Origin of the sequence: Mesorhizobium sp. M0910, assembly GCF_040319465.1 — a bacterium.
GTDB lineage: Bacteria > Pseudomonadota > Alphaproteobacteria > Rhizobiales > Rhizobiaceae > Mesorhizobium.
In genome coordinates this window covers 25,558-37,938 of record NZ_JAMYNZ010000009.1, presented here as the reverse complement: position 1 = coordinate 37,938, position 12,381 = coordinate 25,558, and the positions used below count along the sequence as shown (strand labels likewise).

The window sequence follows — 12,381 nt, the reverse complement described above, 5'->3', positions numbered from 1 at the left end:
TGTCGCGAGTATTTGAATGGAATTTTCACCTATCATGGACACCTACTGGCGCTTCGCGCACGAGCGTCAGCAGGTCTATTTCAAGCGCCTGCACGACCCGGTCGGCCCTTGGACTAACGACCCGATAATTGCCCGGTATCGCTTCACGAACACCTATCGAGCCGCAGATCGCGTAAGCCAGTACCTGATCCGACATGTCCAGTACGAAGAAGGCCGGTCGCAAAACGTCGAGGAACTCTTCTTCCGCACCCTGTTGTTCAAAATCTTCAACAAGATTGAAACGTGGGAGTATCTCGAACGTGCCGTCGGGCCGCTGTGTTGGGCTACCACCTCCCTGGAGCAGATGTCCCAGGCCTTGGACCGGATGATGGCGGCCGGCCAGGCTGTTTACTCAGCGGCCTACATTATGCCGGCGCCAAAATTTGGACATGTCAGGAAGCACGCTAACCATATCGCCTTGCTCAAAATGATGATGGAGGACAGCTTACCGGCCCGGGTCGCGAATGCCGGCAGCCTCCGCGAGGTCTTCGATCTGCTTATTCCCTACCCTGGCCTCGGCCGCTTCCTTGCGTTTCAGTACACGATCGATTTGAACTACTCTGCGATGCTGGACTTCGAAGAGTCCGACTTGGTTGTCGCCGGGCCTGGCGCTCTTGACGGCATAGCGAAGTGTCTCAGTGACAGCGGCAATCTGTCTGCAGAAGAAGTTATCCATATGGTCACCGAGAGCCAGGGCGACGCATTCGCGCGACTGGGGCTGAACTTTGCCAGACTTGGGTCTCGCCCACTTCAGCCGATCGACTGCCAAAATCTGTTCTGCGAGATTTCGAAGTACGCTAGGGTAGCACATCCTGAAGTGGCGGGCGTCTCGGGGCGAGTTCGCATCAAGCAGCAATACCGAGCAAGCCGGCAGGTATTCGCCCGCCCATTTTTCCCGCCGCGGTGGAAGGTCGAACTCCCAGTGGGGGATGGTGGCGTGCCCTCACTGCAATTATCCCTTACCTTGTAGAGCTATCTACCTCGGCTCAGGAGTCTGCCCTCGCGCAATGATGCCAAAAACTTCGTTTGCTCTTTCGCCAACGGCATCAGAATGAACGTCCGATGGTAGCCGCACGGACGCCAGAAGCGGACGGTCGGTTTCCGGCCCAACACCGGTCGTTCCGTTGCTCCCGCTTAGTGGGCGGCTTCTGGCGCTATAGCCATCTTCGCCAAGCGGTACGGATACGTGCGGCATCTTCACACCAACCCCACCCTGAAATCCTCCAGAACCTGAGCCAATCCCAGCGCCCCGAGAAGCGTCACCACACGCTTCGGCTGAAGCTTTCCTATCGACCGATCGTAAATGGCGAGATTGGTTGCACCGTTGAGGCGCGAGGGATAAATGATCCCGTCAGGCTCAGATGGGTGCTGGTGAAACGCCAGTGACCAGCGGCGCGCCAGGTTCTGGCGCTGTGCCCGAACGACATCGGTCGGCACACCCATCCGAACGGCATTGTCGCCTCTGAGATCGACCAGGCGTAGGTCTGTCGTGGTCGCGATCTCCGCATAGCGCCGTCGGGTCAACTCCGCCTCGTCTATTGGAAGATCGTCAAGGATTCCTTCGCGGCGGTCGCGGAGCACGGTCTCTAGGAAGCACACCTTCAGGGAGTCACCGACATAGAGAACACCAAACCGATTGGCGTCAACGCGGCGTCGAGGATCGCTGAATCGGCTCGGCGACTTCCCGTATCCCAGCGGATCGGGATAAGTGCTCCAGTAGATCCGGCCGAATGTCCGTCCCCGCGATAAGGTCTCGATTTCGAGCTTTGCGCGCGCGAAATCGGGTGGAGGTGGAACGCCGGGCATTCAGTCGAAATCGCCCCTGGCCATGCCTTCCGCCGCCGCCAGCACCGCGGCGTCATCGCCTTGTTGAAGGGCACGAAGACCGGCCCGGCCATCGAGGGCGCCATGGCGCGACACCAGAAACCGATAGACGGCCCAGGCACTATTGCCCAACATGGCATGCAGCGCCGGCAATGCGCCGAAGGGACGACCGTCCTTGTCGAGTTGCCAGACAGGAAAGCGGAAACCGCGTTTGGCGCCATCGATCCCGAGCACCTGTCCGCTTTGCCGCCTGGCGTTGACCGTCACCCGCGACGTGCCGAGCAGCTTGGCAAAGGCATCCGCGCTCAGCATGTCTTCGCCTGCGACAATTTCGGCGACACGCTTGCGGCCACGCGCGCGCGCTCCGGCAAGCGCCGCCTCGAGTTCGGCATCGGGCTTGCCCGTGTCGTCGACGGGAAAGGTATCGATCGGTTGCTCCTCGACCGGCGTGATCGTCTGCGCATCGCCCGCCGGATCGACCTCTACCCGGAACGATACGCGGTGGCCGATCTTGCGGCTGCGTGCGATCGCTTCCTGATAGCGTTCGAGCAATACCTTCTTGAAGTCTGCCTGTGCCGGAAGCTTTGTCGTGAAGCTCAGGGCGGCGACCCCCGCATGCGACGCGGTCCCGCTATGATTGCTGCGTTTTGGAGCGGCCATGATGAGAACCTCCTGCTGTCACCAATATGGTTACAGAGCGCAAGTTCGTCAAGTTCGATAATTTCGTAAAGTCAGTGGAGAAGGCTGCGGACTAAACAATTCCCCAGGCGCGAAACCTTCCCCTGCCCGTCATCTCGCGCAGGCCAAGCTCGCCGATCAGGTTGAGCGCCCCCTGTTTTGTCACCTTTAGCCGCTCCTGGATCATGCCCGTCGAGACGAGCGGCCGCGACAGCACCAGCTCGACCAGGTCGGGCAATTTTGAGCTGGCGCGGCGTTCGCGCAGCCGTCGCTCCATCTGGCTTTTTGCCAGCACGAGACGGTCATGCTCCTTCAGGCCAGCCACTGCTGCGTCGTGAATGGCATCGAGCAAGGCGAGCAGCCGATCGCCGCGATTGCGCGCCCGCCGCCGCTCGCGCGGAATGTTTTTCGCGCCGAGATGCAGGCTTGCGAGATGGTTGGCGGCAGGCCCCTCGTGGCGCAGCAGTGCGGCAACAAGCAGCGGCCCGAGCCAGGCGGCATGCTGCAGCACCTCAATGTCCGACCAGGCTTCGAGCAGGATTGCGGCGCGCAGCACCGACGGCCACTCCCGCGTGTCGGCGAGCACGGCCTGCCATTCGGCCAGCCGTTCTTCTTCATTCCAGTCGAGATCGTAGATCAGGCCGTTTTGCGGCTCCGGCCGGCCCTCCTTTCGAGCCGGCACGTCGGCGCCATTCAGAATCTTGGATGAGCGCGCCAGGACGGCATCGATCTCGGCAAATTCTTCGGTCAGCCGGTCGGCCTCAGCGTCATCGCGATCGTCGGCTTCAAAGGAGCTGGCTCCAGCCCCCTCCCCGTCCCGGCTTTTTTGGCCCGCCGCCGGCATGGCGCCGCCGCGACCGGTCAGCGCCAAAAAACCGTCGCGGCTGAGCGCCCAGTCCGGCTTTTGCGAAAAAATCCGCCGGCGGGTTCGCAGCACCGCGTGCGCCCGGGTGAGTTCGTGGGTAGGGGTGCGGATGTCCATGTGGGCATCGTGCAGCACGAGGTCCTCGATGTGGACGAGTTCGCCCTCGAGCCAGAGCGCGGAAGCCGCGTCGGCAAAATGCTGGCGCTCGACAAAGCCGTCGCGGACCGGCGAACGGGCGACCCGCTCGTCGAGGCGGACCAAAACCGCGGTCGCGCGGGCAACCGGCCCGATCAGGGTTTCCAGGGGCAGTTTGTCGAACGTGTAAGCCATTGTTTTCATGATGGCTGATTCGCATTGGTCAAGCTAGTGAGGGTCTCACTGGACTTACGTCGTGTTTCTTCAGGGAGAAAGAACACTATCGATAATGACCTCATATCGGGACTGTACAGCACCACGCCCTCGGGCTCTCAGGAGCCTGAAAAACGGTGCTTTTCAGGCTCACCGAGGCCGTAGGGCCGATGCAAAGGCCGCCTAAAGACGTTTACAAACGATCGTTTGTTGATATCTTCGGTGTTTGTACAAACGCCCCTTTCCCGATGCTGAGAGACGCCGCAAATGGCCCGTGAGGCGCAAGATCGACGCTCCGGTCGACCACAGGGTCGGCGAATCGGCTACGCGCGCGTATCGACGGACGAACAAGCGACGGAAGCGCAGGAGATTGAGCTGCGATCGGCCGGTTGTGACGTCGTCGTTCAGGAATATGGATCCGGTGCGTCGAGAGCTCGCCCTGCCCTACTGCGGTTGATGAGCGACATCGGCGCCGGCGATATCCTGGTCGTCGTGCGTCTCGATCGCCTTGCGCGCTCAGTCAGCCACCTTCTTCAGGTGATCGAGGATCTGACTGAGAAGGGCGCGCATTTCCGATCTCTGCGAGATCCAATCGACACGTCGACGCCACAGGGCATGTTTTCGCTACAGGTACTCGGTGCCGTTGCCCAGCTCGAGCGTGCGCTGATCTCGGAACGGACCAAGGCCGGAATCATCGCTGCAAGATCGAAGGGGCGACTGCCAGGCAATCCTGGTATCCGGGAGCGCAAGCCCGAAGCCCTGGCGAAAATGACCGCGATACAAAAGGCGGCTTATGGCCGACGGCTACAATCAACGATGAACCAGTGGCTTCCGACGGTCCGTCGGATGCGACCAGACCATAACTGGGACGACATCGCTCGGGTCCTGAAGCAGCGCGGCCTCGACTGGACGCCTGAACGACTGCGGCGGGCAGTGAGGTGGCTCGTCACCGAGCACCTGGCCGAAGCCACACTGCTAAAGCGGGCGTCTCCTCTGCCTCCCGAAGATCGCCTGATGACTCTTGTGGCAGGGATTTCGCAGTCCAACCCGGACCTGTCGCTACGCGACATCGCTGGCCAGCTCGAGCGCCTGCATGAGCGTACCCCACGAGGGAGCGCAAAATGGTCTGCCTCCTCAGTCAAGAACCTGCTCGATCGAGCCCGCCGGCTTGGACTCGTCGCCGAACTACCCGCGAGCTGACCGTCATCCCGCTGCAGAACAGTCTTCAGTTTACGGTCCGTGGCTGACGCTCAACATTCCCGAGCCGCTTGTACGCGGCCCAGGCATCAGCTGGAACAGCGCTGCCGGCCCGCGCCAGCCAAGCCGCACGATCGGATTCGGCAAGTGAGTTCCACCACACCATTCCGGCGGTTTCATCGGGCGTCGGTTCCCGGTCGTGTTCGTTTTTCATGCCTCAACGCTCTCATAAGACGCTCGTCCCGACAAGCGCTGCAGCCATCGTCCACGGATCGAAACCCGCCCGGCTGATCATGATCCGCGCCCTGGCTTGTCGAGGCTGCGGCGCAACGCATCGCTGATTTCCAGCCGGGATTCGGTGCGCAAAACCTTGCCTGCCGCCTCCAGATCGACGGCAGCGGCTTCAGCTCCGGTTCCGGTCGTCTTCGACGCGTCAAGCTTGGCCCGCAACAAAGCCATCACCATCGGCCAGACCGAGAACTTTCCGACCTTTGCTCGATCTGTCAGGCTGCGCAAATAGCCGCCGGCGCTGTTGATCTGGTCCTGCCGCTGGTAGATCGCGGCAATGGTAATCGCCGCCTGCTGCTCACCCATTGCCGTTCGCGCTTCCTCCCAGGCGCTCGGGCTGACGCCCATGGACGGTCGGGCAACCTCGGCCGCGGCCAGAAATTCACGCCAGTTGCGGATTCCGCCGCCGCCCTTCACCAGCCAAAGCATGTTCGGGCAGGCATCCAGCACGATCCCTAGCGGCAGTTCGCGTTTCGGCAGGCTGCGTACGTTGTCGGTATCCGCAACGTTGCCGCCCGCTTCATCTTCATCTCCTGAGCCGTTTTCAGATTCAAATTGAGAGTCTGGTTTTGAATTCTGTATGTGGCGCCCATTTTGGGACTCATTGGCGTCCACTTTCTGTGTTTTTACAAATGATTCCAATGCTTCACGCACTTCAGCCCAAAGGCCTTCAAGTTCTTCGGCAATCACCTCGAGAGTCTGCCTAGGTGCAGTGCGTGGTATCTGACCAACAATCGCCTGGTAGGCCTGCTGAACCCTGCCCCAGTTTGCCGGCACGCCCTCCTCAATCCCGGCGTCGATCATCTTGACGATGTCGCGCCGGCATATGGTTAGCCGCTCCTTAACGAGACGAAATGCCTTCTTCTCAGATCTGACCGCATCCGCAAGATCCTTGAACTCCTCAGCGCGCGCCACGATCGGCGAGATGTCAAAGCCATAGGCTTGCTCGATCTCGCCCGCCTGCCCTTTCCGGGCGAAGCGCTTGCCGTTTGGGCTGTCGCGACGGATGATCAATCCACACTCGACCAGAACGGCCAGGTGGCGCCGTAAGGTCGTTGGGGGCATGCCATTGGCGCGGCGGATAAGCTGCTCGTTGGATGGCCATACAACCAGTTCGCTGTCGCCATAAAGCGCTGTGTCCGGATGGAACGACAACAGCGCGTCGAGAATAGCCAAGGCGCGATCGGTGGCGCCCAGAGCGATCCTGGCGTCCTTGATATCTTGGAAGACATGCCATTTGTGGACGATCGCGTCCTTCGGCACGGCCCTTGCGGTGACTTGGCTTGAAATCATGCCAAGCGTCATCGGCCGCCGCCCAAAGGGCGTCGTCGCAATATTCGTCTCCATTTTCTTTCACCCTCGATTAGGCAAAAGAAACCTGCTCGCCAAAACGACGCCAATGACTCTTGACAGTGATTCGTGGAGATGCGATTCTCAGAGTGCTTAGTTCAGAGAGAGGCTTCCACGGCTTGCCGTTCGGGGGCCTTTTTCTTTTGCGGTTTCAGACTCCTTGTTTCGTGATGGACTTCCGAAAGGCCTCAAACAGGTCGTCCAGTTGTCCGGCGATAAACGCTGCGAAACGCGATCCTTCAGCCTCTCCCACGGCAATCATGGTAGTTTTTCCGTTGTCTTTGAGGCTGACGCTGACTGTTTTGTCTGGAGCAGCCCAGGATTTCATAGCAATCTTGGGCTTTGATGGCTTGGCCGGACCCGCAAGTTCTTTGATCGCATTATGATCCGATGGAAGCGTCTCAAGCAGAATAATGAATCTGTCGTCGGACGTTGCCTCGCGGAATTTGTTTTTGCGAATAAGATCGAAAGCTTTTGCGGGTGAGCCGTCTATGGAATAGCGGTTCGAGAATTCCTGCCATCGTCCTCGACCAATCCCGGGAGCTTTACCAATCGATTGCAGTATCTCCTTGTCGACCGATGAGGCGATTTTGATCATCTCGGAGACATGCGATTTTCCTGTCGACAGCGAAGCGCAGATGGTGTCCCGTTTGTATCCCGCTTCCTGCTGCGCAAGCGCAAAAGCGCACTTCTCAATGTATGAAAGATCCTCTCGAGCGGTGTTTTCTTCGCCTTGGAAAATGACTGCTTGTTCATCAGTTAACTCGCGGACGGCCGCTTTGAATCCGATCCCAAGCTGCTTAGCTGCCGCTAATCTTCTGCGACCATAGACGATTTGAAACTCGCCATCCTTGCCTTGTACTGGCCGAACCAATCCAGGCACAATTTGACCGCGCTCCCGCATGGATTCAGTGATCTCAGCAATGGCGGAAATCTCGTAGGCGTCATCATATCGATCGGTGATGGACGACGGCCGTATTTTGTCGGGATCGAGTTCAATGATCTGTTCGCCTGACTTCAGTAACTTGTCGGCGATATCGCTACGCTCTTGCATTTGGCGAACACCAGCCGCCACCTTCATCAGGTGCGGCGATGACGTGCGGCGGCTGACGCCCTCCTCCGAATTGTCCTCCCCGAGTTGCCCCAAAACAGCAGCAAACATGCCCTTAGAATCTTTACGGCTCACTGTTCACGCCTCCATGCCATTGTGATGAGGCTTTCTATTTCCGCGTTCGCGGCATTGATCGATTCGATTGCACGATCATAAGTTTTAGGTGCCGAAAACCTCGATCGTTGCACTTCATAGAGGCTCTGCTTCCAAGTGAGAGCGTCCGCAACCGCAGTGGATTTGGAGACTGAATTCAGAAGTAAATCCTCGCCAAACACTTGGCGCATTAGGGCCTGCATGTTGGCTTGCGGGTGGTCGTTGGCCTCAAACTTTGTGATGAGGAATTTGGCGAAATCCCAACGTGCGCCTGCACCAGCCTCATCCAGGATTTGCATATAAGATGCGGCCAGCTCCAAAAACTTCCCTGTGGAGTCGACATCGAGCATGTGCGCTGGAACTGGGATTAGGACTCCGGTAGCGGCAGTGAGCGACGAAAGTGTCAGGAAATTGAGTGACGGCGCACAGTCGAGAAGAACGATGTCGTAGCTATCGACGACCTGTTCGAGGGCCTGTGACACTCGAAGCAGAAAACTGGTTCCACCGCTCTTGCGCATCTCAAGGGTAACGGCCGTTTCGAATTCTGTCAGCTCAAGACCGGCGCAGATGACGTCGAATCCGATGATATGCGTCTGATGGATAATCTTTTCCGTTGGCACCGGATCATCAAACCGAATCGCTGAGTAAAGGGTGTCACCTTCTCGGTAGTCAAATCCGGGTAACGCTCCTTGCAGACTTGTTAACGACGCCTGGGGATCCATGTCGACTGCGAGAACGCGATATCCACGTAGTGCCAACCAATGACCCAAGTGAATAGTGGTCGCTGTCTTGGACGATCCACCTTTGAAGTTCGTGATCGCGATGATCTGGCAATCCTCGCCTTTAACACGACGAGGATTGATCCATTTCTTCCGTGCCTTTTCCGCCAGGTGCATCCGAAGGTCCAGCACCTGCTCCACAGAATATAGGCGCTTTCCGGTGGTCGTTGTCTCTGGCTCAGGTCCCTGCCCTTTTAAGGAGACCTGCCGTATGTAAGCTTCAGTCACTCCTAGCAATGCTGCCACTTCCGTCGAAGTGAATTTGCGCATCGTACGAATCGCATCAGGAGGATACTGAGCCAGCGAAAGATTGTTGAGTGCCTTCTCGAGTTTCGTCGAAAAGGTATTCATGAACTGAAGGCTACTTAGATGCCGCGTCACCCAGATTCTCCTCTTGCACCTAGCGCCTATTGATAGCGACTGTGGTTAACAAGCTGTTAACGCCACGCCAACTACGCCAACTTTTCGAATTACGCGGTTTTTCCGTTACTGGAGGTATGCCCGATTCGGAGAATTCGAGCAAATGGACACAGGGCAGTTCCCAGCTGGGAACTTTTCTTTATCGCTGGCTTCTCTGTGCCGTCAAAGTTGCGCATCAGGCATTGAAAAAGACCGCTATGAAGTTGGTTACGCAGCATGGGGGCACGGGCGAGCCCCTTGCCCGTTTTGTTCTCGTAGATAGTCGACGTTGGTGTACCCGGTTGGCCTCTGGCTTCCGCGTACGGCGGCGAGCGACCTACAGAAGCGCAGGTAGGTTTCGGCGCATGGAGAGATACCCCCTCCCCCCACTTTGGCGCGGCGGCGAAATTCCCGTTGTGACGGAGGCACTGAGTTCGCGCAGTCCTATGGGAGTCACCATCCTGTGCGTCGGAGACGATGGGTTGTGTTTGTGATGCAGCCATGCCGCGCCGCTTCCGATGTCACTTCGGTGATCGCCCCAGGCTGACAAGTTAGACGCCCCACTGCCCCTACCCTGCAACGAGGCATTCCTTCCGGGCCGAGCGACCCTCGCGAATGGCAACTCAGCGGCTCGGACCTGTCGCCAAGCGTCCCACGCGATTTGACAGCAATCAGCACCGTTTGGCACGTAGGCGTCCTGTCCACGCGCACTTTCCTCCAGCGTCGGGCAAGAGGCTCCTGCAGTCGCCAGGCAACTTCCCTCGGGGCCAGTCCACGTGTCGGCGAAGGATCTGGAGAACTCATCGAGAAGCAAACTTCTCCCACAACCCGTACTTTGAGTTCCCAGCTGGGAACAGCTCTTCAAGTTGGAGGCTTGCGACCGCACCAATAAACCTTGGAAACCCATCAACATGATGGTTGGATCTGTGGCGCCGGGGTGGATTGGCGCATCCAGAGTCACCTGCGGCTGGGGGGGCGTACCGCACTCTACAATCCTGACGCCTTAGTTAGATTGACGCGGAAGCGATCGCGCCGGCGCTGGTATTTGCGTGTCATCTCTGCCGAGGCGTGACCAAGCTGCTTCTGCACGTAGCGCTCGTCAACCTCGGCAGAGGACGCGAGGCCGGCACGCAGCGAGTGGCCCGAAAACTTTTGGCCGCGCTCGCCCTCGGAAAGATCACCGCGCACGCCGGCGGCCAAGGCCGCGCGTTTGACCAGCCGCGCCACCTCCTGATCGTTGAGCCGCTCGGCGCCCACAGCTTTGCCCTGCCCCGTGACGCGGCGGAAGAGGGGGCCATGCGCGATGCGGGCCAGCTTCAGCCAGGTCTGCAGGGCGACGACCGGGCAGGTGGCATCGGACGAGCCGCGGCCAATCTCGACCTCGCGCCAGCCGGTCTTGCCTCGCAGCGTAACCAGCACGCCCTTGTCCGGGAAAAATTCAATCCAGCCGCACCCGTCCTCGGTTTGATCGCGCGCAACATCGAGGCCCACGATTTCGGAGCGGCGCAAGCCGCCGGCGAAGCCCAAAAGCAACATGGCGCGGCCGCGCAGACCGCGCAGCGTGCCACGATCGAGCGTTTCCAGCATGGCGACAAGATCGTCGCGCAGGATGGCTTCCTTTTGACGGGGAGGGGAGGCGTGTTTATTGCGGATACCGGCGAGCACGGTGGCGATATGCCGGTCCTTCCGGTCGAGCGGTTGACCGCGTTGCGTATAGTTCCAGGTCAGCGACGACAGGCGGCGCTCAATGGTCGACACAGACTTTTTGTCCCGTTCCGATCCTGAGGCCTGGGCCGTGATGTAGAGGCCGACGACTTGTGGATCTGGCGGCAGCGGATCAAACGCCTGGCGCCGGCACCAGGCGCAAAAATGCTTCCAGTCGGCGGCATAGGCGCGACGGGTGTTTGCCGAACTCGCCGCCTCGACGTAATCGCGCGCGCGGTCGGCCAGCTTTTCGAGATGCGCAGGCAGTGATGCTTGTCGCGAGTCGAGGACCTGCGTGGAAGGGGAGGGAGCCTCATCCGGGTGCCCCATTTTCATGACGACGTCGACAATGTCAGGCAGGTCGCTGGTGTCGACCGCGTCGATGGGCGTCATGAAATTACGGGGACTGCCCATCGAAACTCTCGATCATTTGAATGTCACAGTGGTGCGATTCTGAGAGCCCCAACGTGCGACCAAAGCGCCCAATTGTCCACCGCGAGGTGCTTGACCAATAGCTCCCGAGATTTGCGCCGGTCGCGTACCTCCTAGGGCCCTCTTTCTCAGTGCCGATCCTTGCCTTCATGTTCAACATCCCTTATGTTTCGTTCAACAGGAGAATCCAGGATGAGCGTACGTGGCGCAACGGCAGCCGAAAGCGAGGAGCGGATCGCCCACACCCGGAACCGTCTGGTGCTTGAGCAGGCGAGGGCGGTCGGCCTTCTCGGCGCGGCCAAGAACACACGTCTTTCCGGCAGGGTGCCGTCGGAATTGATCGAGGCGGCAAAGAAGCGCGCTCATGTGACCTCCGACACTGAGCTGCTGGAGCTCGCCTTGTCGCGGCTGGCCCTCGAGGACGATTTTGGCGCCCGGCTCGTCCGCCGCAAGGGCAGCATCACCGCAGACATTGATCTTGGCGTTTGATCTCGGGAGCGCACTGCGTTCCCTCAAACCACAGCGGCGTGCCGGGCTGGAACGGCGGCCGGATTCCGCTCTGTCCTGGGCAGGGGACCAGCCGCCTGTCGGCGGTGCATTGCTTCTCGACACGAGCGTCTATCTGGATGTCCTTCAGGGGCGCACGCCCAAAGTGGTCGATGACCTTCTGACCTATCGGCTCTGTCAGCACTCGGCCGTCTGCCTTGCCGAGCTCAGCCACCTGTTCGGCCGGCTCGACCCAGCGCACCCCACGACGAAGTCGGTCCTGAAAGTGGTTGCAGGCACGATTGAAGACATTCCAGTGCACCGGCTGCATGCACCCGACGCCACCGCCTGGGGACGCGCCGGCATGCTTGCCGGCCTGCTGTTCCGGCTGAGCCGTCTGCCGAAAGGGGAGGGGCATGAACGCCGCTTCCTCAACGATGCGCTGATCTTTCACCAGGCCGGTCTGCTGGGGGCGACGGTCCTGACCGGCAATGTTCGGGATTTCGATTACCTCAACCAGCTTGTTCCGTCGGTGCGTGTGATCTTCTACCGGCCGGTGACAGACTTGCGCCCGCAGGGTTGAAAGCGTCTGTGGCAGATATGCCCGTGCACCGTGTTCGTCCAACCTCCTTTAATGACCACCAGTCTTGGTCGCTGACACTCTCCTGCGACCGTTGAAACGCGGGCGACAACGGCCATTTCTAACGTAAGGACAAAAACGAACGATACGGCAACATTATCATTCGTTATGCACGCACGACAGCCTGTGCGTTTTGGTGCAAAGCTTG

Annotated in this window: 12 protein-coding genes; 4 read left to right on the top strand and 8 right to left on the bottom strand. The window is 59.5% G+C overall.

The window, feature by feature from the left end:
• Positions 1-34 precede the first annotated feature (34 nt).
• Positions 35-1,009: a nucleotide kinase domain-containing protein gene (locus NKH78_RS22370; protein WP_352884028.1), complete on the top strand. Its 975-nt coding sequence runs from the start codon at positions 35-37 to the stop codon at positions 1,007-1,009.
• 227 nt (positions 1,010-1,236) lie between these two features.
• Here the strand turns inward: NKH78_RS22370 and NKH78_RS22365 are convergent, their stop codons facing one another.
• The 3 genes from NKH78_RS22365 to NKH78_RS22355 all read right to left on the bottom strand — a co-directional run bounded on the left by NKH78_RS22365 (position 1,237) and on the right by NKH78_RS22355 (position 3,745).
• Positions 1,237-1,845: an RES family NAD+ phosphorylase gene (locus NKH78_RS22365; RefSeq protein ID WP_352884026.1), complete on the bottom strand. Its 609-nt coding sequence runs from the start codon at positions 1,843-1,845 to the stop codon at positions 1,237-1,239.
• Positions 1,846-2,523 carry an XRE family transcriptional regulator gene (locus NKH78_RS22360; RefSeq protein WP_352884023.1) on the bottom strand — a complete coding sequence of 226 codons (678 nt, stop codon included), beginning with the start codon at positions 2,521-2,523 and terminating at the stop codon, positions 1,846-1,848. It abuts the gene before it with no gap.
• A gap of 91 nt (positions 2,524-2,614) precedes the next feature.
• Positions 2,615-3,745 (bottom strand): RHE_PE00001 family protein, encoded by a 1,131-nt coding sequence (locus NKH78_RS22355; RefSeq protein WP_352884021.1) that lies wholly within the window; start codon positions 3,743-3,745, stop codon positions 2,615-2,617.
• A 276-nt stretch (positions 3,746-4,021) separates the two neighbouring features.
• Here NKH78_RS22355 and NKH78_RS22350 point away from each other — a divergent pair, with 276 nt between their 5' ends.
• The gene (locus NKH78_RS22350) at positions 4,022-4,954 is read left to right on the top strand and encodes a recombinase family protein (protein ID WP_352884019.1); all 933 of its coding nucleotides are present in this window, start codon (positions 4,022-4,024) and stop codon (positions 4,952-4,954) included.
• A gap of 25 nt (positions 4,955-4,979) precedes the next feature.
• Here NKH78_RS22350 and NKH78_RS22345 read toward each other — a convergent pair whose 3' ends face one another.
• From NKH78_RS22345 to NKH78_RS22325, 5 genes are all read right to left on the bottom strand, one after another.
• A complete protein-coding gene (locus NKH78_RS22345; RefSeq protein WP_352671160.1) occupies positions 4,980-5,165 on the bottom strand; it encodes a hypothetical protein in 186 nt (61 codons plus the stop codon).
• Positions 5,166-5,242: 77 nt separating this feature from the next.
• Positions 5,243-6,586: a plasmid replication protein RepC gene (gene repC / locus NKH78_RS22340; protein WP_352884017.1), complete on the bottom strand. Its 1,344-nt coding sequence runs from the start codon at positions 6,584-6,586 to the stop codon at positions 5,243-5,245.
• A gap of 154 nt (positions 6,587-6,740) precedes the next feature.
• Entirely contained in the window at positions 6,741-7,775 is a 1,035-nt protein-coding gene (gene repB, locus NKH78_RS22335; RefSeq protein WP_352884015.1) for a plasmid partitioning protein RepB, read from the bottom strand.
• On the bottom strand, positions 7,772-8,953 hold the full coding sequence (gene repA / locus NKH78_RS22330; RefSeq protein ID WP_352508236.1) for a plasmid partitioning protein RepA: 1,182 nt from the start codon (positions 8,951-8,953) through the stop codon (positions 7,772-7,774). The genes repB and repA overlap by 4 nt, the downstream gene beginning before the upstream one ends.
• A 1,005-nt stretch (positions 8,954-9,958) precedes the next feature.
• The gene (locus NKH78_RS22325; protein ID WP_352884012.1) at positions 9,959-11,089 is read right to left on the bottom strand and encodes a site-specific integrase; all 1,131 of its coding nucleotides are present in this window, start codon (positions 11,087-11,089) and stop codon (positions 9,959-9,961) included.
• A 210-nt stretch (positions 11,090-11,299) separates the two neighbouring features.
• Between NKH78_RS22325 and NKH78_RS22320 the strand changes: the two genes are divergently transcribed.
• Both NKH78_RS22320 and NKH78_RS22315 read left to right on the top strand, forming a co-directional pair.
• Positions 11,300-11,596, top strand: coding sequence for a hypothetical protein (locus NKH78_RS22320; RefSeq protein WP_352508233.1), 297 nt, complete (start codon positions 11,300-11,302; stop codon positions 11,594-11,596).
• Positions 11,586-12,176, top strand: coding sequence for a type II toxin-antitoxin system VapC family toxin (locus tag NKH78_RS22315; RefSeq protein ID WP_352508232.1), 591 nt, complete (start codon positions 11,586-11,588; stop codon positions 12,174-12,176). Before NKH78_RS22320 ends, NKH78_RS22315 begins: the two co-directional genes overlap by 11 nt.
• Positions 12,177-12,381: the final 205 nt, after the last annotated feature.

What these genes read in the sequence shown, in the direction of transcription:
- NKH78_RS22370 (WP_352884028.1), top strand. Translation starts at nt 35, where the DNA reads ATGGACACCTACTGGCGCTTCGCGCACGAGCGTCAGCAGGTCTATTTC.
- NKH78_RS22365 (WP_352884026.1), bottom strand. Translation starts at nt 1,845, where the DNA reads ATGCCCGGCGTTCCACCTCCACCCGATTTCGCGCGCGCAAAGCTCGAA.
- NKH78_RS22360 (WP_352884023.1), bottom strand. Translation starts at nt 2,523, where the DNA reads ATGGCCGCTCCAAAACGCAGCAATCATAGCGGGACCGCGTCGCATGCG.
- NKH78_RS22355 (WP_352884021.1), bottom strand. Translation starts at nt 3,745, where the DNA reads ATGAAAACAATGGCTTACACGTTCGACAAACTGCCCCTGGAAACCCTG.
- NKH78_RS22350 (WP_352884019.1), top strand. Translation starts at nt 4,022, where the DNA reads ATGGCCCGTGAGGCGCAAGATCGACGCTCCGGTCGACCACAGGGTCGG.
- NKH78_RS22345 (WP_352671160.1), bottom strand. Translation starts at nt 5,165, where the DNA reads ATGAAAAACGAACACGACCGGGAACCGACGCCCGATGAAACCGCCGGA.
- repC (WP_352884017.1), bottom strand. Translation starts at nt 6,586, where the DNA reads ATGGAGACGAATATTGCGACGACGCCCTTTGGGCGGCGGCCGATGACG.
- NKH78_RS22325 (WP_352884012.1), bottom strand. Translation starts at nt 11,089, where the DNA reads ATGGGCAGTCCCCGTAATTTCATGACGCCCATCGACGCGGTCGACACC.
- NKH78_RS22320 (WP_352508233.1), top strand. Translation starts at nt 11,300, where the DNA reads ATGAGCGTACGTGGCGCAACGGCAGCCGAAAGCGAGGAGCGGATCGCC.